Below are 21,094 nucleotides of genomic sequence, written 5' to 3'. Positions count from 1 at the left end.
CGGCAGTCTAGAGAGGGGTCTGGATCATCGCAAGGTCAATATCAAAAAGTTTTGATATTGCTCGATAAATGGCACTTCCCGGCACCTGCTTGACTCTACAACCCATCAGCGGAAAGGTTTCACCTGGAGAAAGGGACTTTATCCACCGGAAAAGCGCCTTTGGATGACTATCTGTCATTGCCCCGAGGCGGGTGGGTGAGGGAAAATGCTCGCCTTTTTTCAGTTTCGTTTTATTCATTCTCGATTCAATTCCCGCAGGAGATCAGCGATGCCCAGCCGTCGTGAGCGTGCCAATGCCATTCGTGCCCTCAGCATGGATGCCGTGCAGAAAGCCAACAGCGGCCATCCCGGTGCCCCTATGGGTATGGCGGATATCGCCGAGGTGCTTTGGCGCGATTACCTCAAGCACAGCCCGAGCAACCCAGCCTTCGCCGACCGTGACCGTTTCGTACTGTCCAACGGCCACGGCTCGATGTTGATCTACTCGCTGCTGCACCTGACCGGCTACGACCTGTCGATCGATGACCTGAAGAATTTCCGTCAGTTGCACAGCCGCACCCCGGGCCACCCGGAGTACGGCTACACCCCAGGTGTGGAAACCACCACCGGCCCATTGGGCCAAGGCCTGGCCAACGCCGTGGGCTTTGCCCTGGCGGAAAAAGTCCTGGCCGCGCAGTTCAACCGCCCAGGGCATAACGTCGTCGATCACCACACCTACGTGTTCCTGGGTGATGGCTGCATGATGGAAGGCATTTCCCACGAAGTCGCCTCCCTGGCCGGCACCTTGGGCCTGGACAAGCTGATCGCGTTCTACGACGACAACGGTATTTCCATCGACGGCGAAGTCGAAGGCTGGTTCACCGACGACACCCCCAAGCGTTTCGAAGCCTACAACTGGCTGGTGATCCGCAACGTCGACGGCCACGATCCGGAAGAGATCAAGACCGCCATCGAGACGGCTCGCAAGAGCGCCCAGCCGACCCTGATCTGCTGCAAGACCACCATCGGTTTCGGTTCGCCGAACAAGCAAGGCAAGGAAGACTGCCACGGTGCGCCACTGGGTGCCGAGGAAATCGCCCTGACCCGCGCCGCGTTGAAGTGGAACCATGGCCCGTTCGAAATCCCGGCCGACATCTATGCCGAGTGGGATGCCAAGGAAAAAGGCCGTGCGCTCGAAGCCGAGTGGGATCAGCGTTTCGCGGCTTACTCCGCCGAATTCCCTGAGTTGGCAAACGAACTGGTCCGTCGCCTCAGCGGCGAGCTGCCGGCCGACTTCGCCGAAAAAGCCTCGGCCTACATCGCTGAAGTCGCCGCCAAGGGCGAAACCATCGCCAGCCGCAAGGCTAGCCAGAACACCCTGAACGCCTTTGGCCCATTGCTGCCGGAGTTGCTGGGCGGTTCGGCCGACCTGGCCGGTTCCAACCTGACCCTGTGGAAAGGCTGCAAAGGCGTCAGCGCCGAAGACGCCAGCGGCAACTACATGTACTACGGCGTTCGCGAGTTCGGCATGAGCGCGATCATGAACGGCGTGGCGCTGCACGGCGGCCTGGTGCCTTACGGCGCGACCTTCCTGATGTTCATGGAATATGCCCGCAACGCCGTGCGCATGTCGGCGCTGATGAAAAAACGCGTGCTCTATGTGTTCACCCACGACTCCATCGGCCTGGGCGAAGATGGCCCGACTCACCAGCCGATCGAGCAACTGGCAAGCCTGCGTTGCACGCCGAACCTGGACACCTGGCGTCCGTGCGATGCCGTGGAATCGGCAGTGGCCTGGAAATACGCCATCGAGCGTAACGACGGCCCATCGGCGTTGATCTTCTCCCGCCAGAACTTGCAGCACCAGAACCGCGATGCCGACCAGATTGGCGACATCACCCGTGGCGGCTATGTGCTCAAGGACTGCATCGGTGAGCCTGAACTGATCCTGATCGCCACCGGCTCCGAAGTCGGCCTGGCCGTCCAGGCCTACGACAAGCTGACCGAACAGGGCCGCAACGTACGTGTTGTGTCCATGCCGTGCACCAGCGTGTTCGACGCCCAGGACGCTGGCTACAAGCAGGCGGTATTGCCGCTGCAGGTCAGCGCCCGGATCGCCATCGAGGCCGCTCATGCCGATTACTGGTACAAGTACGTGGGCCTGGAAGGCCGCGTGATCGGCATGACCACCTACGGCGAATCGGCGCCTGCGCCAGCGCTGTTCGAGGAGTTCGGTTTTACCCTGGAGAACATCCTGGGTCAGGCTGAAGAGCTGCTGGAAGACTGATCCGAAAGTTGCCTCGTCCGGGCTGACGCCATCGCGAGCAGGCTCGCTCCCACAAGGTTCTCCACCGATCCTGTGGGAGCGAGCTTGCTCGCGATAGCGGTGGCTCAGGCAACGCTGCCCTGATGGATTCACCCTGGTCAGAGATCCCCCATGCCCCAACCGCGTCCCTACAAAGTTGCACTCAACGGCTACGGCCGGATTGGTCGTTGCGTCTTGCGTGCGTTGTTCGAGCGAGGGGCCAAGGCCGGGTTCGAGATCGTGGCGATCAACGATCTGGCCGACATGGCCAGTATCGAATACCTGACACGCTTTGATTCCACCCACGGCCGGTTTCCCGGCGAAGTGCGGGTCGAGGGCGATTGTCTGCATATTAATGGTGACTGCGTGAAAGTCCTGCGCAGTGCCACCCCTGAAGGCATCGATTGGGCGTCCCTGGACGTCGATCTGGTGCTCGAATGCTCCGGTGCCTACCACACTCGTGAGGACGGCCAGCGCTTTCTCGCCGCCGGTGCGCCACGGGTGCTGTTCTCCCAACCGATGGCCAGTGAAGCGGATGTGGACGCGACCATCGTCTACGGCGTGAACCAGGATTGCCTGACTGGCGACGAGCTGCTGGTGTCCAACGCGTCTTGCACCACCAATTGCGGCGTGCCGCTGTTGCGCCTGCTGGACCAGGCCATTGGCCTGGAATACGTGTCGATCACCACCATCCACTCGGCGATGAACGATCAGCCGGTAATCGACGCCTATCACCATGAGGACCTGCGCCGCACGCGTTCGGCGTTCCAATCGGTGATTCCGGTGTCCACTGGTCTGGCGCGTGGCATCGAACGGCTGCTGCCGGAACTTGCCGGGCGAATTCAGGCCAAAGCCGTGCGGGTGCCGACGGTCAACGTGTCCTGCCTCGACATTACGATGCAGACCGTGAGCGATACCGACGCCACCGAGGTCAACCGGATCCTGCGCGAAGCCGCCACCAGCGGCCCGCTCAAAGGCCTACTGGCCTACACCGAGTTGCCTCACGCCAGTTGTGATTTTAACCATGACCCGCATTCGGCCATTGTCGATGCCAGCCAGACTCGGGTTTCCGGGCCGCGGCTTGTGAACATCCTGGCCTGGTTCGACAACGAATGGGGTTTTGCCAACCGAATGCTGGACGTTGCTGAACATTATCTGCAAACAGCGACTTCGCTTTCTGCTTCTAACAAACCTGCTCTCTAAACAGTTATCCAGGAATTGCGACCCATGACCGTGTTGAAGATGTCCGACCTCGATCTGCAAGGTAAGCGCGTACTGATCCGCGAAGACCTCAACGTTCCCGTCAAGGACGGTGTTGTCACCAGCGACGCGCGCATCCTGGCTTCGCTGCCGACCATCAAGCTGGCCCTGGAAAAAGGCGCGGCCGTGATGGTCTGCTCGCACCTGGGCCGTCCGACCGAAGGCGAGTTCTCGGCCGAAAACAGCCTCAAGCCTGTCGCCGACTACTTGAGCAAAGCCTTGGGTCGTGACGTGCCATTGGTCGCTGACTACCTGGGTGGCGTGGACGTGAAGGCCGGCGATGTCGTGTTGTTCGAAAACGTGCGCTTCAACAAGGGCGAGAAAAAGAACGCTGACGAACTGGCCCAGCAATACGCGGCCCTGTGCGACGTGTTCGTGATGGACGCGTTCGGCACCGCCCACCGCGCCGAGGGTTCGACCCATGGCGTGGCGAAGTTCGCCAAAGTCGCCGCTGCCGGCCCGCTGCTGGCGGCTGAACTGGATGCGCTGGGCAAGGCCCTGGGCTCCCCGGCCCAACCGATGGCCGCCATCGTTGCCGGCTCCAAGGTCTCCACCAAGCTCGACGTGCTCAACAGCCTGAGCCAGGTCTGCAACCAGTTGATCGTCGGCGGCGGCATCGCCAACACCTTCCTCGCCGCGGCCGGTCACCCGGTCGGCAAATCCCTGTACGAGCCGGACCTGCTGGACACCGCCCGGGAAATCGCTGCCAAGGTCAGCGTGCCGTTGCCGGTGGACGTGGTCGTGGCCAAGGAGTTCGCTGAAAGCGCCACCGCCACCGTCAAGCTGATCAATGACGTGGCCGAGGACGACATGATCCTCGACATCGGCCCGCAAACCGCGGCCAACTTCGCCGACTTGTTGAAATCTTCCAAGACTATCCTGTGGAACGGTCCGGTTGGTGTATTCGAGTTCGACCAGTTCGGCAACGGCACCAAGGTACTGGCCCAGGCCATCGCCGAGAGCGACGCATTCTCCATCGCTGGCGGCGGCGACACCCTGGCGGCCATCGATAAGTATGGCGTGGCTGAGCAGATCTCCTACATTTCTACCGGTGGCGGCGCGTTCCTCGAGTTCGTCGAAGGCAAAGTGCTGCCGGCCGTGGAAGTCCTGGAAAGCCGGGCCAAGGCCTGAGGCTGCGTTGACCGGGCAAAGGAGTGTTCTGATGGTCAAGACGTTCACGTTGCTGTTGGCCGCGACGATGTTGGTGGCCTGTTCGAGCAGCCCGAAGGCAACGGCCCCGGAAACCGGGGCGCCGGTGCCTGAAGGGGGTTGCTACCAGGCTGACTGGCAGGCCGAGACCAACCCGGTGTTGAACAAGCGTTCCGGGCCGGAAGGCCTGGATAAATACGAGACGCAAACCCCGGCCAAGGAACATGGGTGTCCTTGACGGGTCAGACTCTTTACTCATGGCTGGCGGCGCGCGTCGTCAGTCGAGGAACACGGATGAAAGGCTTGATCGCCGTCGTGGCGTTGGCAATGTTGGCCGGTTGCACGCAGTTGGGTTTTTTGCAGTCATCCGCGCCTGTGGACAGTTGGACGACCTGGACCTGTGACAGCGAGGCCAAAGTGCTCTGGCGCTACGCCGATGCCGCCCGCAAGGAAGTCGACGTACGCCTCGGTGGTGCCGATCAGGTTTATCACCTGAAGCAAGAGCCAGGCGCGTCGGGTTCGCTGTACAGCGATGACATGTTGGCGTTCCACGTCAAGGGTGAGGAAGGCCTGGTGTATTGGGTCGCCACCAATGACTTGATTGGGCGTGGCTGTAAGGCGCAGTAATACGATTGAACTGATCCACAGAGATCCAGATGTGGGAGCGAGCTTGCTCGCGATAGCGGCGTATCAGGCAACAGTGATGTTGAATGTGCCGCCCTCATCGCGAGCAAGCTCGCTCCCACAAGGATCGCGTCAGTATCTGGATTTAGCGACACCGAACACGCAGGCCGGGGTCACCCCCGACTTGCAATGACTTGAATAGCCGCCGCCGCTCCGGCAGGCTGGCACGATTAACGACCCTCGACCGGGAGAGACACACTAATGGCACTTATCAGCATGCGTCAGATGCTGGACCACGCAGCCGAGTTCGGCTACGGCGTTCCAGCCTTTAACGTCAACAACCTTGAGCAGATGCGCGCCATCATGGAAGCCGCTGACAAGACTGACTCTCCGGTGATCGTCCAGGCGTCGGCCGGCGCCCGTAAATACGCCGGTGCGCCGTTCCTGCGTCACCTGATCCTGGCGGCGATCGAAGAATTCCCGCACATCCCGGTGTGCATGCACCAGGACCACGGCACCAGCCCTGACGTCTGCCAGCGTTCCATCCAACTGGGCTTCAGCTCGGTGATGATGGACGGCTCCCTTGGCGAAGACGGCAAGACTCCGACCGACTACGAATACAACGTGCGCGTCACCCAGCAGACCGTCGCCATGGCCCACGCCTGCGGCGTGTCGGTGGAAGGCGAACTGGGTTGCCTGGGCTCGCTGGAAACCGGCATGGCCGGTGAAGAAGACGGCATCGGCGCCGAAGGCGTGCTGGATCACAGCCAGATGCTGACCGACCCGGAAGAAGCGGCCGACTTCGTCAAGAAAACCCAGGTCGACGCCTTGGCCATCGCCATCGGCACCAGCCACGGCGCCTACAAGTTCACCAAGCCACCTACCGGCGACGTGCTGGCCATCGACCGCATCAAGGAAATCCACAAGCGCATCCCCAACACTCACCTGGTGATGCACGGTTCTTCCTCGGTTCCGCAGGAGTGGCTGGCGATCATCAACCAGTACGGCGGCGACATCAAGGAAACCTACGGCGTGCCGGTTGAAGAAATCGTCGAAGGCATCAAGTACGGCGTGCGTAAGGTCAACATCGATACCGATTTGCGCCTGGCCTCGACTGGTGCCATGCGTCGTTTGATGGCGACCAACCCTAGCGAGTTTGATCCGCGTAAGTTCTTCGGCGCGACCGTGACGGCCATGCGCGACGTGTGCATCGCACGTTACGAAGCGTTCGGTACTGCCGGCAACGCCTCCAAGATCAAGCCGATCTCGTTGGAAGCGATGTATCAGCGTTATCTGAAAGGTGAGTTGAACGCTAAGGTTAACTAAGGCTTCAGCGTTGTAAGAAAACCCGCAGTGATGCGGGTTTTTTTATGTGTGGGATTTGTGTGTATATCCGTTGCTGCGGTAACGGCCACTTAGGGTTCCGCTCTTACAGCGGGTCACTTTCGAAAAGCGCGAAAGTAACCAAAGCGCTCCTGCCCCACCACTCGGTGCCTCGCTTAGGCTCGGCATGCCTGAACGAAGGCATTGCTCCGTGGGCCGCCGCGAAGGGCCATCCATGGCCCAGCGCGGCTAACCCGGCATCCATGCCGGGTTGCCCACTGCGCAATACCTTCGTTCAGCCAGCGTGGTTAACGGGGCGCCCGAGATCAACGTCCACCGCGAGGCGGCCTTATAGCCGACCTGGTTTTTGATTGATCGCGTTTCTCCTGTGGGAGCTGGCTTGCTCGCGAAGGCAGTGCCATAGTCGATGAAGATGTTGAATGTGCTGTCGTCATCGCGAGCAAGCTCGCTCCCACAATTGGATCGGAGTACTACCGGGAGAAACAGGTCGGCTATAAGGCCGCCTCGCGAGCAAGCTTTGCTCCCACAGATTTGACGGGTGTACGACCAGGAGAGCCAGGTCGGCTACTAGGCCGCCTCGCGGTGGACGTAGATTTTGGCGCCCCGTTAACCACGATGGCCGAACGCAGGCATTGTGGAGTGGGCATCCCGGCATGGATGCCGGGATAGCCGCGCTGGACCATGGATGGTCCTTCGCGGCGGGCCCACGGAGCAATGCCGGAGTGAGGGCATGCCGAGCCTAAGCGAGGCACCGAGTGGTGGGGCAAAAGCGTTTTGCTTACTTTTGCGCTTCTCAAAAGTGAGCCGCTGTAAGAGCGGAACCCTAAGTGGCCGTTACCGCAGCAACGGATATACACACAGATCTTGATAGCGCCGTGTCAGCCAACATCTCTGCCGCTGATCCAGCGCTATCGCGAGCAAGCTCGCTCCCACAGGGATCTTTATTGGTCTTCGAGGCCGCGCTGTTCAATGACGCCGAACACATCGGTGACATCCTGGACCAGGATCCGAGCCACATTGGTAAGGGTATTGAAGTCGCTGGCGGCCGAGTCTCGCAGGCTGGCGCAGGCCATGAGCGTCAGGTAATCGAGGGTGGCATGCAGACGCTCGCTGGCACAGGCGTGAAGCTCTGTCAGCGGGACGGTTTTGTCGATGAACAGAACAGGTTGGGTGGTGGCGATTGGGGTGAGAGGGGTGAAGCGGCTGATTGCTTGAGTCGTCGTCATAAGGTTTGGCTCTATTTAAGAAACATAAATTGCCACCTTCTTGCTGCGAAACAAATGGGTGGCAGTTGCGCGCGGGTTCGCAGACCGAGATAGAGACCAAACCCGGCAGACCCGAAGATCTCCCGCGCGCAACCGCCATAAAATGAACGCAGGCGAGTTTGCCTGAATTTTCATTTGACGGTGCAAAGTCTCTGTTCTGTCAGCGGGCTGCGAAACCCTTGCCCACTGACCAAGGCCAGCAGACCCACCGAACTATAGAGGAGATTTTCGAAGCCAAAATCGACCTGTAGGACGCACCGCGCCCCTGTGGCCAGGGGGGCTTGCTCCCGCTCGGGCGCGCAGCCGCCGCAAACCGGCGCATGCGGAAGGTCTGACGAAAGGAGAGGGCTGCAGCGCAGCCCAGCGAGGATAAATCCCCTCGCCACAAGGGGATGTTTCCTACGAGATTTTCGGAAGCACTTTTTAAGTGTTGTGATCGATATCCAGCTTGCTGAACGTCACTTTCCCGCCTTCGCTGGTATAGCCGCTGTTGTCTTGCACGTACACGCCAGCCTTGAAGTACAACGGCTTGACCCGCCACGTAGAGCTGATGGTGGTGTACCAGCTGCGACCCGCCGCGGTAATGCCCAGGTCGCCGGTACGATCGAGGTGGAGCCGGTAACTGAAGGACTGGGCAAGTTTCACCCCAGTGGCCACGGTGATGACTCGACCCTCGTCGTCATCGGGGCGCATGCGCACTTTAGCGACGATGTTGCCGGTCTTGCTGTCGTCCTTGTACTGGTATTCCAGCTTCACCAGGGGTTTGCTGCTGTCCTTGGCATGAATCTGACCGATCACGATCTTGCCGGTGCTGGGCACCTGGTTGACGACCAGGGTCGCGCTCAATTTATTGTCGGCATCGGGGTACAGCCAGTTGCGCAAAGTGCCGTCTTTATAGGTTTCTCGTAATTCGCTGCGCGGATAGACCGCGTTTTCAGTCTTGGTGCCGGTCACCGGTGACCAGAAATACACCGTGCTGCCTTCGGAGTTGAAGTACTTATCCTTGAACCCATCCACCAGCCGAGGCGTTTCAATGGTTTTCGGCGGGCTGCCCTCGGGGATGCTCAAGTTCCAGGTTGCAAGATCGACCATGTTCGGATCCTTTCTGTACATAAGAAATGATTTACGCCACAGCCGAAGGCTCTAGGACGCGCTTTCGCTGGCGCCAGGAGGAAGCGGGATCGAACGTTTTTCACGCGGATCCGGCGGAGGGTTGACGTCAGCAGACCGTCAGAGTGGCGTTTGCCGCTTTGGTGCCCGAGACAGGTGACCGCTAGTCGGTTAAAGCGGAATTTTTTTGAACGATGGCGATATGGCACTGCCGCATGCCCTGGGCTCGATTGAGCGTGAGATGCGAAGGCTCAAGCGTTGAGGGCGCGCCGCAAGCAGCGTCCGTGCTGCCATGGTGCGAGGAAAAAGCGCTCAGATGTTGTGATTGATTTCCAGCAGGCTGAACGTCACTTTTCCGCCTTCGGTGGTGTAGCCGGTGTTGTCCTGGACATACACCCCTGCCTTGAAATACAGCGGTTTAACCTTCCAGGCCGGATCGACGGTAGTTCTCCAGTTGTAACCTGCCGCGCTGATGCCCAATGCGCCCTTCGGGCTGAGGTGGATCATGTAGGTAAAGCTGCGGTCGAGCTTCACGCCGGTGGCGATGGTGATGACTTGGCCGGTTTCGTCGTCGGGGCGCATGCGCACCTTGGCGACGATGTTGCCGGTGGAACTATAGGTTTTGTACTGGTACTCCAGTTTCACCATGGGACTGGTGCTGTCTTTGGTGTGGATCTGACCAATCACTATCTTGCCGCTGCTGGGCACCTGGTTGACGGTTACGGCGGCACGCAAGATGTTGTCTGCCGCCGGGTACAGCCAATTACGCAGGGTGCCGTCGCTGTAGGTTTCCCGCAGTTCGCTGCGTGGATAAATCGCGTTTGCAGTCTTGGTGCCGGTCACCGGCGCCCAGAAGAACAGCGTGCCGGTGTCGGAGTGAAAATATTCATCCTTGAACCCCTGGGCCAGGCGAGGCGTTTCGATGGTGGTGGCGGGGCTGCCTTCGGGGATGCTCAAGTTCCAAGTGTTGAGATCGATCATGGTCGGATCCTGCGTAACGGGCGTAAAAGTACTAAGGACCAAAGCGGGAGGCTCTACTCCAAGCATTTGGGGTGTGTTGATCACGCAGGAAGGAATTTTTTGAATAACCATCCGGCGGATGTTTGACGTCAATTGTCCGTCGAACATGTCTTCTGCAGCATCTGGGCCGGATGGATTACCGTTAGTCGGTCGTTTCGAACTCGCCCTGAACGATTTCGAATTGATAGGGTCGCTGGGCGGGCAGCATTGCGTTGCTGCCATGGCGCCCCGCAAAACGTCTAGATGTGATCGATATCCAGCAGGCTGAAGGTCACGGTCCCGCCTTCGGTGGGATAACCGGTGTTGTCCTGCACGTACACGCCCGCCTTGAAGTACAGCGGCTTGTCGCTCCAAGTGGAGCTGATGGGGGAGCTCCACTGGTAACCCGCGCCATTGATGGTCAGGACGCCGGCGGGGCTTAGATGGATCAGGTAAGAGAAGGACTGATTGAGCTTTATGCCCGTGGCGATGGTGATGACCTGGCCTGTTTCGTCGTCCGGGCGCATGCGCACCTTGGCGACGATGTTGCCGGTGGAACTGTAGGTTTTGTATTGGTACTCCAGTTTCACCAGGGGGCTGGTGCTGTCCTTGGCATGGATCTGACCAATGACGACCTTGCCGGTACTGGGCACCTGGCTGACGGCCAAGGTGGCAGCCAGCTTGTTGTCCGCTGCCGTGTACAGCCAATTGCGCAAGGTGCCGTTGCTGTAGGTCTCACGAAGTTCACTGCGCGGATAAATAGCATTAGCGGTCGTGGCGCCGGTCACCGGTGCCCAGAAAAACACCGTGCCGGAGTCGGCATGGAAGTACTGGTCCTGGAACCCTTGCACCAGTTGAGAGGTTTCGATGGTCGTCGGTGGGCTGCCTTCGGGGATGCTCAGGTTCCAGGTGGCGAGATCAATCATGATCGGATCCTACGTAACGGGAGTGAAAATGCTGAACGCCCAGAGAGGCTCTAGCTCGCGCCTGTGGGCGTATTAATCACGCAGAAGGGAAATTTTTTGATAACCGTCCAGCGGATGATTGACGTCAATTGTCCGTCGAAGATGTCATTGCAGTTTTTGTGCCCGAGGTGGGTGACCGTTAGTCGGCTATTTCGGGCTTTGCCTGGATGATGGCGTGATGACACCTACTGCTTTTCAAAATCACGGTCTAGAGTGAGAACACAGTATTTGTCCGCTTTACTACGTAAAACGGACGTGGCGCCCGATAAGAGAAGCAGCATGGAATGCGCGCAACCAACGCTTGGCGAAGACAGCTCTGTCCTATTGATTGTTGATGATTACCCCGAAAACCTGCTCAGCATGCGAGCGTTGTTGCAGCGTCAGGATTGGAGAGTCATGACCGCAGCCTCGGGTGTCGAGGCCCTTAATCTGCTGCTTGAACACGAGATCGACCTGGTTCTTCTGGATGTGCAGATGCCCGACATGGACGGTTTCGAAGTGGCACGCCTGATGCGCGGCAGCCAGCGCACGCGGCTCACGCCGATCATTTTCCTGACCGCCAACGAACAATCCCAGGATGCGGTGATCAAGGGTTACGCCAGTGGTGCCGTGGATTACCTGTTCAAACCGTTCGATCCGCAGATTCTCAAGCCCAAGGTCCATGCGTTGCTGGAACACCAGCGCAATCGCCGGGCCTTGCAGCGCCTGAGCCAGGATCTGGAAGCGGCCAGGGCGTTCAACGCCTCGGTGCTGGACAACGCCGCCGAAGGGATTCTGGTGGTGGATGAGAGCGGTTGTATCCGCTTCGCCAACCCGTCTACGTGCCGTCTGCTCAATGCCACCGCCGAGCAATTGCAGGGCATGCCATTGCTGGACTTCCTGCAAAAGCCGCACATCCCCGAGTGGGTCGACTCCGATATCCATATTGCCTACAGCCGTGGTGAAACCTGGCGCGCGCACGATGCTGTCCTGCGCACCGCGCCTGGGCAGCAGGTGTCGGTGGCCTTGTCCTGTGCGCCACTGCCTGAGGAGCAGAAGGCGATGGTGGTGACACTGCAGGACATGTCGGTGGTTCGCCACTTGCACCAGCAGCTTGAATTCCAGGCCGTCACTGACCCGCTGACCGGTTTGCTCAACCGCAGGGGGTTCTATCAGACGGCGGAAAACCTGTTGATGCGCAGCGAGCGCCTGGAAAGCAACTGGGTGTTGCTGTACCTGGATCTCGACGGTTTCAAGCGGGTCAATGATTCCCTGGGCCATGACGCCGGTGACCGGGTGTTGCGCTGGGTGTCGGAACAATTGAAGGCGTGCCTGCGCCCGTTCGACATCCTGGCGCGGCTGGGCGGTGACGAATTCACGGCCCTGCTGGACCTGGAGCTGCCGGAGCACGCGGCCAAGATTGCGGAAAAACTCATCGAACGGGTGTCGATCTGTCAGCAGATCGAAGGCATGGACGTGGCGTTGGGCGCCAGTATCGGCATTGCGACGTATCCGGATTGCGGGTCCAATCTCGACGGTTTGCTGCGCGCCTCTGACATTGCCATGTACGAAGCCAAGCGTGCCGGCCGCCAGCAATATCGTTTTTATGATCACGAAATGAACGGTCGAGCCCGTTCACGGCTGATGCTCGAGGAAAGCGTGCGTTCGGCCATCGAAAACCGTGACTTCAATATGGTCTACCAGCCCCAGGTGTCCATCACCGATGGACGGATCCGTGGGTTCGAGGCGTTGTTGCGCTGGCAGCACCCCAGCGTCGGCGATGTTCCGCCGGGGTTGTTCCTGCCGCTACTGGAGGAGGCGCGGTTGATCAGTCGGCTGGGCAGTTGGATCTATCATCGCAGCGCGGCCCAGCGCAAAGTCTGGGAGCGCATGTTCGCCGACGACCTGGTGTTGGGGGTGAGCCTGAGCAGCACCCAGTTCGGCATGCCTAACCTGGTGACCGAATTGCGCCAGGTCCTGGACCGCCATGCCTTGAAACCCCGGCAACTGGAGGTGGAGGTGACCGAGGATGCGCTGATGCGCAACCCTGACGAAACCCACAAACAACTGCGGCTGCTGCGTCACCTCGGGGTACGGGTGGCGCTGGATGACTTCGGTTCGGGGCCATGCTCGCTGGCGCATCTGCGCGACCTTGAGCTCGATACCCTCAAGCTCGACCGGCACTTGATCGCCCGCCTGCCGGACTCGCCCCGGGATGCGGCGCTGGCTGCTTCGGTGATCGATTTGTGCATGCAACTGGGCTTGCGGGTAATCGCCGAGGGCGTCGAGACGCCGGAGCAATATCTCTGGCTCAAGGCCCATGGCTGCGAATATGTGCAAGGGTTCCTCGTGGCGCGACCGTTGATGGCCGAAGACACCGATGCCTTTGCCAAGCCATTTGACTGGAGCGCGGTGCAGGCCTGAATTCGCTACACTGGCGGCCTTTTGTGACTGTGTTGCCACCGATGACCACGCTCAAATACCTCCAGGCCTATCCCGCCGCCCTGCAAGCACAAGTGCAGCAAATGATTGCTCAGGATCGGCTGGGCGATTACCTGCGCCAGCGTTACCCCGACCGGCATGCGGTCCAGAGCGACAAGGCCCTGTACGGTTATGCGCTGGATCTCAAGCAACAATACCTGCGCAACGCGCCGGCCATCGATAAGGTGCTGTTCGACAACCGCCTGGACCTGACCCACCGCGCCCTCGGCTTGCATACGGCGGTCTCACGGGTGCAGGGCGGCAAGCTCAAGGCCAAGAAGGAAATCCGCATCGCTTCGCTGTTCAAGGAAGCGGCGCCAGAGTTTCTGAAAATGATCGTGGTGCATGAGTTGGCCCACTTCAAGGAGTCGGACCACAACAAGGCGTTCTATCAACTCTGCGAGCACATGCTGCCGGGGTATCACCAGTTGGAGTTCGACTTGCGGGTGTACCTGACCTGGCGTGATCTGCAACAACACAAGGAATGACCGGATGGACGTCAGCAAGACCAAGACCAGCTTCTACCGTCGCTTGTATGTGGCGTACTTGATCGACAGCGGCGTGGCCAGCAACGTCCCCGCCCTCACCGAAGTCACCGGCATGCCACGGCGCACCGCCCAGGACACCGTCGCGGCGCTGGCGGACCTGGATATCATTTGTGAGTTCGAGCAGGAGCAGGGCGCCCGAAATCATGCCGGGTGTTATCGGATTCGCGATTGGGGGGCGATCGATCGGGGGTGGATCGAGGGGAATCTGCAGCGGATCAAGGCGGTGCTTGAATACCCCTGAAATTCGGCTTTGTCTGGACTGGCCTCATCGCGAGCAAGCTCGCTCCCACATTTGATCGTTCACTGAAGATCCACTGTGGGAGCGAGCCTGCTCGCGATGGCGTCATCAGGGCCGATGCATGCCAATGTGTGGAATCCCATCCTCCAGATATTCCACGCCCACCGCCTCAAACCCATACCGCCCGTAATACCCCTGCAGATGTGCCTGGGCCGACAGTGAGATCGACGTCCCGGGCCAGTATTTCTCGGCGTGCTTGAGGCCATGTTCCATCAAGGCGTGGCCCAGCCCCTTGCCCCGTGCGTGTGGCGCGATGACCACGCGCCCGATCACCACGTCGCTGTTTTGCGAGTGCGGGTCGAGCAAGCGCAGGTAGGCCACCAGTTGGTTGCCCTGCCAAGCCATCAAATGGCAGGTGTCGCCCTCCAGGTCCAGGCCGTCGACGTCCGGGTAGGCGCAGTTCTGCTCGACGACGAACACTTCAGCGCGCAATTTGAGGATGGCGTACAGCTGCTCCTTGCTCAGGTCACTGTGGTGTTTGCAGACCCAGTCGATGTCCATTTTTTGAATTTCCTTAAGAACCTGATGCCGATATTAAGCGCGCTGTCTTCGGAAGTCTCTTGCTCGGTCCGGTAAAAAAACTGTGATAAATACCAAAATGCCATCATTCCCTTGTCGCAGCGTTGTCTTCTTTGTGTAATCTTCGAGCCAGAGCTGTGCTGCGGTTTCAATGAGCTAATGTTAGGACCGGATGTCCGAGGATATCCCTTGAGTATCGGCTAAAAACAAACCGGGCTTTGAACCCGTCAAGGATGTTTGGCATGCCGCGTTTGCATCGAGCTCTTGCTTTAGTCGGATTGCTGTTGCTGAGCCACAACGCCTGTGCGCAGAAGTTGCGTCTGGTCGCCGATGGCTGGCCTCCCTTTACCGACTCCACGCTGGTCAATGGTGGCCTGGCGACCGATATCGTCAGCACGGCCCTGGCGCGGGCCGGCTATGCCACGGACTTCGAACAGGTGCCTTGGGCCCGGGCGATGCTGGGCATCGGCGAGGGCCGCTATGATGTGCTGGTCAACGCCTGGTACAGCGAAGAACGCACCCATGTCGGCCAGTTCTCAGCCGAGTACCTGCTCAACCGCGTGCGCTTCCTCAAGCGCAAGGACGCGCCGATCGAGTTCGACAACCTGCAACAGTTGTATGCCTATCCCATCGCCGTGGTGCGCGGTTACGCCTACGCCAAGGAATTCGATGAAGACCAGCAAATGCAGAAGGTCCCTGTGCATAACTTCGCGATGGCCGTGCGCATGCTGGCAGCCGACCGTGTGAAGCTGACCCTGGAAGATGAATACGTCGCCCGTTATTACCTGGCCCGCGAGTCGGCCAAGGTGCGCAACGCCGTGGAGTTCCTGCCCAAGCCGTTGAGCGAAAACAGCCTGCACATCCTGGTCAGCCTGAAGAATCCGCAGCATGAGGAGATCGTGGCGGGCTTCGATCGGGAGATTGCGGCGATGAAAGCGGACGGCAGTTATGCGCGGTTGTTGAAGGCGCATGGGATGTAAGGTTGCCTGGACCGGCCCCATCGCGAGCAAGCTCGCACCCACAGTGGGTCTGCTGTTACACAAAGTCCATGCGCACCGCATTGTGGGAGCGAGCCTGCTCGCGATGAGGCCAGTATGAACACCATAGCCCTCAAGTCTCGCTGGTGTCCTTGACCAAGTGCGCCGCCAAGGTCCGCAACGGCCCCAGTTGCCGACAGATCAATCCCAATTGCGTCTGCACCAACCGCTGCCCCTCGTCAATTTCATCGGGCATCTGCTCGAGCTCATTGGCCAGGGCTTCCTCCTCGTCGCTTTGCACCACAATCGGCGTTTTGCTCGCCAGGCCCTGGGCGATTTCGTCGATGCTCGTCGCCAGTTTCGCTCCCGCGCCATCGATCAATTGTTCGCGCACCTGCGCCGGCAGCTCGGTGCCGCGGTGGGCGCCCAGGCCTGACAGGTAACTGAGCAGCGTGTGGGACAACACCAGGAAGCGGAACCCCACGTCGGCTTCCTTACGGAAATGCCCCGGCTCCATCAGCATGTTGGCCAGCGTGGTGGACAGCGCGGCGTCGGCGTTGTGGGCGTTGCGTCGGGCCAGGCGATAGGCCAGGTCGTCGCTTTTACCGGCGGCGTACTGCTGCATGATCTGACGCAGGTAAATGCTGTTGCAGGTCAGCGTGTTGGCCAGCACCTTGTTCAGTCGTCGGCCCTGCCAGTCGGGCAGGAACAGGAACACCGCCAGCCCGGCGATCAGGCTGCCGAGCAAGGTATCGAATAGCCGCGGCAGCAGCAGCCCGTAGCCGTCGCCCACCTGGTTGAAGCAGAACAGCACCATGATGGTGATCCCAGCAGTTGCCAGGGTGTAGCGGGTCGTGCGGTTGGTAAAGAACACCACCCCGGCGGCAATGGCGAAGCTCGATTGCACCAGCGGGTTGGGAAACAGATCGAACAGCGCCCAGGCCACTGTCAGGCCAATGGCGGTGCCGATGATTCGCTGGCCGAGCTTGCGCCGGGTGGCGCCGTAGTTGGGTTGGCAGACGAACAGCGTGGTGAGGATGATCCAATAACCCTGGGACGGGTGGATCAGATGCACCATGGCGTAGCCCACGCTCAGCGCCAAGGGCAGGCGCAGGGCATGACGGAACAGCAGCGAGGTTGGCGTGAGCTGCGTGCGCAAGCGTAGCCAGACGTCCTTGAGGTTGCGCGGCGAGCGGTCCAGCAGGCTGCTGTCGGTGGCGTCGGCCAGGGCGTCGGGGTTGCTGGCATCGCTGAGCAGGCGATCCATGGTGGCAAGGTTGGCCGAAAGGGCGCGTAACGATCGCAACAAGCCGCGCCAGGCCGGATTGCTCTGGATGCGCAGGTGTTCGAGGGAGGCATGCAGGTCGTTGAGGGCCTCGGCGAAGCTGGCGTCGTAGACGAACGGCTGGCGCAGTTGGATCGATTCGGCCAGCGCCTGGCAGGCCTTGCCCTGCTGGCGCAGCAGGCGTTGGCAGCGGAACATCACGTCGCTGTGGAAGAAGGCCTCGGCCAGTGCGTTGTAGGGGTAATGGGAGGAACTGGCGCGCTCATGGATGTCTTGGGCGAGGAAATACAGCTTCAGGTAACGGCTGACTTTGGAGCCTGGCCGGCCATTGCCCACGCGGTGCAGGATGATCTCCTTCGCCGCGTTCAGCGCCGCGACCACTCGGCCATTCTGTTGGGCCAGTTCCAGGCGTCGGGCTTCGACGTCCAGTTGGCGGATCGGCTCCAGGAGTGAAGATTTGAGTTTCAGGTAGCGGCCCAGCTCACGAAACAGCCGCGCCAGGCTTTGCTGCACCGGTTGATTGGAAAACAGCGCTTGCCACAGCACTGAGAGCAAGCCGTACCACGCAGCGCCAGCCACCAGCAGCAGGGGTTCGTGCCAGAAATCGGTGACCGCGCCACCGCGCTGGTCCACGCCGATCATGGTATAGACCGAAAGAATCAAGGTGGCCGAGGCAATTGCGCCATAGCGCTCACCCAGGGCGCCGAGCATGGTCAGGCCGAAGCTCGCCAGGGCCAGGGCGATGATGAACAGCACGGGATAGGGGAACAGCAGTTCCACCGACAGGGCCGCGACGGTGAAACACACCAGGGTCACGGCCAGCGCATTGAGGCGGCCTTGCCAGGTGTCATCGGTCTCGGCCAGGGCGCTGGCGATGATGCCCAGGAACAGGGGAATCAGCAGTGCCATCTCATCGAGATACCAGCACAGACCCATGCTGCCGGTCAGGGCGATGAACACCCGCACGCTATAACTGAACTTATCCAACGCCCAAAGGCGACGCAAAGACTGGCTAAACGAGTTCGATGACATGAAGTGCACGGGCCTGACGGGCAATGACGCTAAATTGAGGCAGTAATGACGCCGACGCAATGGCGGCGATCACATCGGACAGCAAAAAGTGTTCCTTCGCGTGTGAATGCGATTCAGAAAACGCCATGGACCCTCTGTGGGAGCGAGCTTGCTCGCGATGGCGTCAGGTCGGTCGCATTGATGTTGACTGAACCACCGCTATCGCGAGCAAGCTTGCTCCCACAAGGTCATTGCCTGCCTTTTATTTTTGTTGTGTCAGACGTATTGCGCCGCCGCATAACCCGACGCCCAGGCCCACTGGAAGTTGAACCCGCCCAGGTGCCCAGTGACGTCCAGCACTTCGCCAATGAAATACAGCCCGGGGCTTTTCAGCGATTCCATGGTCTTGGACGAGACCTCCCGAGTGTCGACGCCGCCCAGGGTGACTTCGGCGGTGCGGTAGCCTTCGGTGCCGGCCGGGACGACATTCCAGCTCGCCAGTTTCTCGGCAATGTCCGCCAGTTCCGCGTGGGTGTATTGCTTCATGGGTTTGGAGACGAACCAGGTATCGGCCAGCAGGTTGGCCATTTTCTTGGTGAACAGCTCGCCCAGCAGGGTTTTCAGCTCGCTGTTGGGGCGTTCGGCCTGTTGCTGTTGCAGCCATTGCGGCACGTCGTGGTCGGGCAGCAGGTTGATCTGCACCGTGTCCCCCGGTTCCCAGAACGACGAAATCTGCAAGATCGCCGGGCCGCTGAGGCCGCGGTGGGTGAACAGGATGTTCTCGCGAAAACTCTGCTCGTTGCAGCTCACCAGGCAATCGACCGAAGTGCCCGAGAGTTCGGTGCACAGCGTCTTGAGTTGATCGGTGATGGTGAACGGCACCAGCCCGGCGCGGGTTGGCAGCAGTTGATGGCCAAACTGTTTCGCCACCTGATAGCCGAAGCCGGTAGCGCCCAGGGTGGGGATCGACAGTCCGCCGGTGGCGATCACCAAGGATTGGCAACTGACGGCCCCAAGGGTGGTTTGCAGCAGGTAGCCGCTGTCGGTTTTTTCGATCTGTGTGATCGAGGTATCCAGGTGCAGCTTGACGCCAGCCTGGTCACACTCCTCCAGTAGCAGGCCGAGGATGTCGCTGGACTTGTTATCGCAGAACAACTGGCCGAGTTTTTTCTCGTGATAGGGCACGCCGTGCTTGGCCACCAGGGCGATGAAATCCCATTGGGTGTAGCGGGCCAGGGCCGATTTGCAGAAATGCGGGTTCTGCGAGAGAAAATTGCCCGGCTCGGTGTACATGTTGGTGAAATTGCAGCGTCCACCGCCCGACATGAGGATTTTCTTGCCGGCTTTGTTGGCGTGGTCCAGCAACATCACCTGCCGTCCGCGCGCGGCAGCGGTCAGTGCGCACATCAACCCTGCGGCGCCAGCGCCAATGATCACGACTTCGGTAGAGCGCAAAACGGTGTCCTCTCAGCTTTTCCACATAACTGAATGTGGGAGCGAGCTTGCTCGCGATTGCGGTGTGTCAGTCGACATCAATGCCGCTGATCCTCCGCTATCGCGAGCAAGCTCGCTCCCACAGTTTGATCTCTGTTTGTCAGGCAATTGGATTACAGAATCCGCACCCGCAACGACCGGCCCTTGATCTTGCCATCGTTCAGGCGTTGCAGTGCCTGTTTGGCAATGCCGCGCTCCACGGCCACATAGGCCTGGAAATCGAAAATCGCGATCTTGCCAACCTGGGCGCCGGGGATGCCAGCGTCGCCGGTCAGGGCGCCGAGGATGTCGCCGGGGCGGACTTTGTCTTTGCGCCCGGCACCGATGCACAGCGTGCTCATGGCCGGCAGCAGCGGGCCGCCGCCCTGGGACTTGAGGTTGTCCAGTTGGTCCCAGCTCAACGGCGACTTCTGCAGTTGCTCGATGGCCTGGGCGCGGTGGGCTTCGGACGGCGCCACCAGGCTGATGGCGATGCCTTTTTCCCCGGCGCGGCCGGTGCGGCCGACGCGGTGGATGTGGATTTCCGAATCCCGGGCCAGTTCGACGTTGATCACCATGTCCAGGGCATCGATGTCCAGGCCGCGTGCCGCTACATCGGTAGCCACCAGCACCGAGGTGCTGCGGTTGGCGAACATCGCCAGCACCTGGTCACGGTCGCGCTGTTCCAGGTCGCCATGCAGGCCGACGGCGGAGATGCCTTTGGATGTCAGGTGATCGACGGTTTCCTGGACCTGTTGCTTGGTGAAGCAGAACGCCACGCAGGAGGCCGGGCGGAAGTGCGCCAGCACCTTGACCACCGCGTCCATGCGTTCTTCAGGAGAGATCTCGTAGAAGCGCTGCTCGATCTGCGCGTCGGAGTGAAACGCTTCGGCTTTGACTTGCTGCGGGTTGCGCATGAACTTGGACGACAGCTGCTTGATGCCCACCGGGTAGGTGGCGGAGAACAGCAGTGTCTGGCGGCGTTCCGGGGTCTGCTGGATGATGTCTTCGATGGCATCGTAGAAGCCCATGTCGAGCATGCGGTCGGCTTCGTCGAGGATCAGCGTGTTGAGGCCATCGAGCACCAGCGAGCCTTTGCGCAGGTGTTGCTGGATGCGCCCTGGCGTGCCGACGATGATGTGGGCGCCGTGTTCAAGGGAGGCGATCTGCGGGCCGAAGGACACACCACCGCACAGGGTCAGGACCTTGATGTTGTCTTCGGCGCGGGCCAGGCGACGGATTTCCTTGGCGACCTGGTCGGCCAGTTCGCGGGTCGGGCACATCACCAGTGCCTGGCAGCCGAAGAAGCGCGGGTTGATCGGGTTCAGCAGGCCAATGCCGAAAGCCGCAGTCTTGCCGCTGCCGGTCTTGGCCTGGGCGATCAGGTCCATGCCCTTGAGGATCACCGGCAAGCTTTGCGCCTGGATCGGCGTCATCTGGGCATAACCGAGTGATTCGAGGTTAGCCAGCATGGCGGCGGACAGCGGCAAAGTATTAAAAGCGGTGGCGATGGTGGTCACGGG

20 protein-coding genes are annotated in these 21,094 nt (G+C 60.3%); 10 read left to right on the top strand and 10 right to left on the bottom strand.

The window, feature by feature from the left end:
* Positions 1-7 precede the first annotated feature (7 nt).
* Entirely contained in the window at positions 8-238 is a 231-nt protein-coding gene (locus J9870_RS27300) for a hypothetical protein (RefSeq protein WP_210641698.1), read from the bottom strand.
* 30 nt (positions 239-268) lie between these two features.
* On the opposite strand from J9870_RS27300, the gene tkt reads away from it, so the two are divergent.
* From tkt to fba, 6 genes are all read left to right on the top strand, one after another.
* A complete protein-coding gene (gene tkt / locus J9870_RS27295; RefSeq protein WP_210641696.1) occupies positions 269-2,266 on the top strand; it encodes a transketolase in 1,998 nt (665 codons plus the stop codon).
* Positions 2,267-2,416: 150 nt separating this feature from the next.
* Positions 2,417-3,487 (top strand): erythrose-4-phosphate dehydrogenase, encoded by a 1,071-nt coding sequence (gene epd / locus J9870_RS27290; RefSeq protein WP_210641694.1) that lies wholly within the window; start codon positions 2,417-2,419, stop codon positions 3,485-3,487.
* A gap of 24 nt (positions 3,488-3,511) precedes the next feature.
* On the top strand, positions 3,512-4,675 hold the full coding sequence (locus J9870_RS27285; RefSeq protein ID WP_210641692.1) for a phosphoglycerate kinase: 1,164 nt from the start codon (positions 3,512-3,514) through the stop codon (positions 4,673-4,675).
* A 31-nt stretch (positions 4,676-4,706) separates the two neighbouring features.
* Positions 4,707-4,931, top strand: a complete 225-nt coding sequence (locus tag J9870_RS27280) for a hypothetical protein (RefSeq protein WP_210641690.1) — start codon at positions 4,707-4,709, stop codon at positions 4,929-4,931.
* A gap of 56 nt (positions 4,932-4,987) precedes the next feature.
* Positions 4,988-5,320: an MliC family protein gene (locus J9870_RS27275; RefSeq protein ID WP_210641689.1), complete on the top strand. Its 333-nt coding sequence runs from the start codon at positions 4,988-4,990 to the stop codon at positions 5,318-5,320.
* 258 nt (positions 5,321-5,578) lie between these two features.
* Complete coding sequence (gene fba / locus J9870_RS27270) at positions 5,579-6,643, top strand: class II fructose-bisphosphate aldolase (protein WP_003177554.1); 1,065 nt, start codon at positions 5,579-5,581, stop codon at positions 6,641-6,643.
* Positions 6,644-7,602: 959 nt separating this feature from the next.
* Here the strand turns inward: fba and J9870_RS27265 are convergent.
* From J9870_RS27265 to J9870_RS27250, 4 genes are all read right to left on the bottom strand, one after another.
* Positions 7,603-7,887 (bottom strand): fructose-bisphosphate aldolase, encoded by a 285-nt coding sequence (locus tag J9870_RS27265; RefSeq protein WP_210641687.1) that lies wholly within the window; start codon positions 7,885-7,887, stop codon positions 7,603-7,605.
* Between the two features lie 462 nt (positions 7,888-8,349).
* Positions 8,350-9,018: a polysaccharide lyase family 7 protein gene (locus J9870_RS27260; protein WP_210641686.1), complete on the bottom strand. Its 669-nt coding sequence runs from the start codon at positions 9,016-9,018 to the stop codon at positions 8,350-8,352.
* Positions 9,019-9,348: 330 nt separating this feature from the next.
* The gene (locus J9870_RS27255) at positions 9,349-10,017 is read right to left on the bottom strand and encodes a polysaccharide lyase family 7 protein (RefSeq protein ID WP_210641684.1); all 669 of its coding nucleotides are present in this window, start codon (positions 10,015-10,017) and stop codon (positions 9,349-9,351) included.
* 278 nt (positions 10,018-10,295) lie between these two features.
* The gene (locus J9870_RS27250) at positions 10,296-10,961 is read right to left on the bottom strand and encodes a polysaccharide lyase family 7 protein (RefSeq protein WP_210641682.1); all 666 of its coding nucleotides are present in this window, start codon (positions 10,959-10,961) and stop codon (positions 10,296-10,298) included.
* 318 nt (positions 10,962-11,279) lie between these two features.
* On the opposite strand from J9870_RS27250, the gene J9870_RS27245 reads away from it, so the two are divergent.
* The 3 genes from J9870_RS27245 to J9870_RS27235 are packed head-to-tail and all read left to right on the top strand — an operon-like array spanning position 11,280 to position 14,249.
* On the top strand, positions 11,280-13,403 hold the full coding sequence (locus tag J9870_RS27245; RefSeq protein ID WP_210641680.1) for an EAL domain-containing protein: 2,124 nt from the start codon (positions 11,280-11,282) through the stop codon (positions 13,401-13,403).
* Positions 13,404-13,444: 41 nt separating this feature from the next.
* On the top strand, positions 13,445-13,948 hold the full coding sequence (locus J9870_RS27240; RefSeq protein ID WP_210645444.1) for a M48 family metallopeptidase: 504 nt from the start codon (positions 13,445-13,447) through the stop codon (positions 13,946-13,948).
* 4 nt (positions 13,949-13,952) lie between these two features.
* Positions 13,953-14,249 carry a winged helix-turn-helix domain-containing protein gene (locus J9870_RS27235; RefSeq protein WP_210641678.1) on the top strand — a complete coding sequence of 99 codons (297 nt, stop codon included), beginning with the start codon at positions 13,953-13,955 and terminating at the stop codon, positions 14,247-14,249.
* A 105-nt stretch (positions 14,250-14,354) separates the two neighbouring features.
* Here J9870_RS27235 and J9870_RS27230 read toward each other — a convergent pair whose 3' ends face one another.
* Positions 14,355-14,807, bottom strand: a complete 453-nt coding sequence (locus tag J9870_RS27230; protein WP_210641670.1) for a GNAT family N-acetyltransferase — start codon at positions 14,805-14,807, stop codon at positions 14,355-14,357.
* 260 nt (positions 14,808-15,067) lie between these two features.
* On the opposite strand from J9870_RS27230, the gene J9870_RS27225 reads away from it, so the two are divergent.
* Positions 15,068-15,805, top strand: a complete 738-nt coding sequence (locus J9870_RS27225) for a transporter substrate-binding domain-containing protein (protein ID WP_210641669.1) — start codon at positions 15,068-15,070, stop codon at positions 15,803-15,805.
* Between the two features lie 130 nt (positions 15,806-15,935).
* Here J9870_RS27225 and yccS read toward each other — a convergent pair whose 3' ends face one another.
* The 4 genes from yccS to dbpA form a co-directional block, all read right to left on the bottom strand.
* Positions 15,936-18,119 carry a YccS family putative transporter gene (gene yccS / locus J9870_RS27220; RefSeq protein ID WP_210641666.1) on the bottom strand — a complete coding sequence of 728 codons (2,184 nt, stop codon included), beginning with the start codon at positions 18,117-18,119 and terminating at the stop codon, positions 15,936-15,938.
* Positions 18,100-18,246, bottom strand: coding sequence for a hypothetical protein (locus J9870_RS27215; RefSeq protein ID WP_210641665.1), 147 nt, complete (start codon positions 18,244-18,246; stop codon positions 18,100-18,102). The genes yccS and J9870_RS27215 overlap by 20 nt, the downstream gene beginning before the upstream one ends.
* A 128-nt stretch (positions 18,247-18,374) precedes the next feature.
* The gene (locus J9870_RS27210) at positions 18,375-19,553 is read right to left on the bottom strand and encodes an NAD(P)/FAD-dependent oxidoreductase (RefSeq protein ID WP_210641663.1); all 1,179 of its coding nucleotides are present in this window, start codon (positions 19,551-19,553) and stop codon (positions 18,375-18,377) included.
* 152 nt (positions 19,554-19,705) lie between these two features.
* Positions 19,706-21,043 (bottom strand): ATP-dependent RNA helicase DbpA, encoded by a 1,338-nt coding sequence (dbpA, locus tag J9870_RS27205; RefSeq protein ID WP_238340361.1) that lies wholly within the window; start codon positions 21,041-21,043, stop codon positions 19,706-19,708.
* Positions 21,044-21,094 lie beyond the last annotated feature (51 nt).

The sequence above is a fragment of the Pseudomonas sp. Tri1 genome, from assembly GCF_017968885.1.
Lineage (GTDB): Bacteria > Pseudomonadota > Gammaproteobacteria > Pseudomonadales > Pseudomonadaceae > Aquipseudomonas.
Note: the sequence above shows the minus strand (reverse complement) of the source record. Positions and strands in the feature narration are given on the sequence as shown.

Excerpts from the sequence above, each read along its gene's own strand:
- J9870_RS27300 (WP_210641698.1), bottom strand. The coding sequence starts at position 238 with ATGAATAAAACGAAACTGAAAAAAGGCGAGCATTTTCCCTCACCCACC.
- tkt (WP_210641696.1), top strand. The coding sequence starts at position 269 with ATGCCCAGCCGTCGTGAGCGTGCCAATGCCATTCGTGCCCTCAGCATG.
- epd (WP_210641694.1), top strand. The coding sequence starts at position 2,417 with ATGCCCCAACCGCGTCCCTACAAAGTTGCACTCAACGGCTACGGCCGG.
- J9870_RS27285 (WP_210641692.1), top strand. The coding sequence starts at position 3,512 with ATGACCGTGTTGAAGATGTCCGACCTCGATCTGCAAGGTAAGCGCGTA.
- J9870_RS27280 (WP_210641690.1), top strand. The coding sequence starts at position 4,707 with ATGGTCAAGACGTTCACGTTGCTGTTGGCCGCGACGATGTTGGTGGCC.
- J9870_RS27275 (WP_210641689.1), top strand. The coding sequence starts at position 4,988 with ATGAAAGGCTTGATCGCCGTCGTGGCGTTGGCAATGTTGGCCGGTTGC.
- fba (WP_003177554.1), top strand. The coding sequence starts at position 5,579 with ATGGCACTTATCAGCATGCGTCAGATGCTGGACCACGCAGCCGAGTTC.
- J9870_RS27265 (WP_210641687.1), bottom strand. The coding sequence starts at position 7,887 with ATGACGACGACTCAAGCAATCAGCCGCTTCACCCCTCTCACCCCAATC.
- J9870_RS27260 (WP_210641686.1), bottom strand. The coding sequence starts at position 9,018 with ATGGTCGATCTTGCAACCTGGAACTTGAGCATCCCCGAGGGCAGCCCG.
- J9870_RS27255 (WP_210641684.1), bottom strand. The coding sequence starts at position 10,017 with ATGATCGATCTCAACACTTGGAACTTGAGCATCCCCGAAGGCAGCCCC.
- J9870_RS27250 (WP_210641682.1), bottom strand. The coding sequence starts at position 10,961 with ATGATTGATCTCGCCACCTGGAACCTGAGCATCCCCGAAGGCAGCCCA.
- J9870_RS27245 (WP_210641680.1), top strand. The coding sequence starts at position 11,280 with ATGGAATGCGCGCAACCAACGCTTGGCGAAGACAGCTCTGTCCTATTG.
- J9870_RS27240 (WP_210645444.1), top strand. The coding sequence starts at position 13,445 with ATGACCACGCTCAAATACCTCCAGGCCTATCCCGCCGCCCTGCAAGCA.
- J9870_RS27235 (WP_210641678.1), top strand. The coding sequence starts at position 13,953 with ATGGACGTCAGCAAGACCAAGACCAGCTTCTACCGTCGCTTGTATGTG.
- J9870_RS27230 (WP_210641670.1), bottom strand. The coding sequence starts at position 14,807 with ATGGACATCGACTGGGTCTGCAAACACCACAGTGACCTGAGCAAGGAG.
- J9870_RS27225 (WP_210641669.1), top strand. The coding sequence starts at position 15,068 with ATGCCGCGTTTGCATCGAGCTCTTGCTTTAGTCGGATTGCTGTTGCTG.
- yccS (WP_210641666.1), bottom strand. The coding sequence starts at position 18,119 with ATGTCATCGAACTCGTTTAGCCAGTCTTTGCGTCGCCTTTGGGCGTTG.
- J9870_RS27215 (WP_210641665.1), bottom strand. The coding sequence starts at position 18,246 with ATGGCGTTTTCTGAATCGCATTCACACGCGAAGGAACACTTTTTGCTG.
- dbpA (WP_238340361.1), bottom strand. The coding sequence starts at position 21,043 with ATGCTGGCTAACCTCGAATCACTCGGTTATGCCCAGATGACGCCGATC.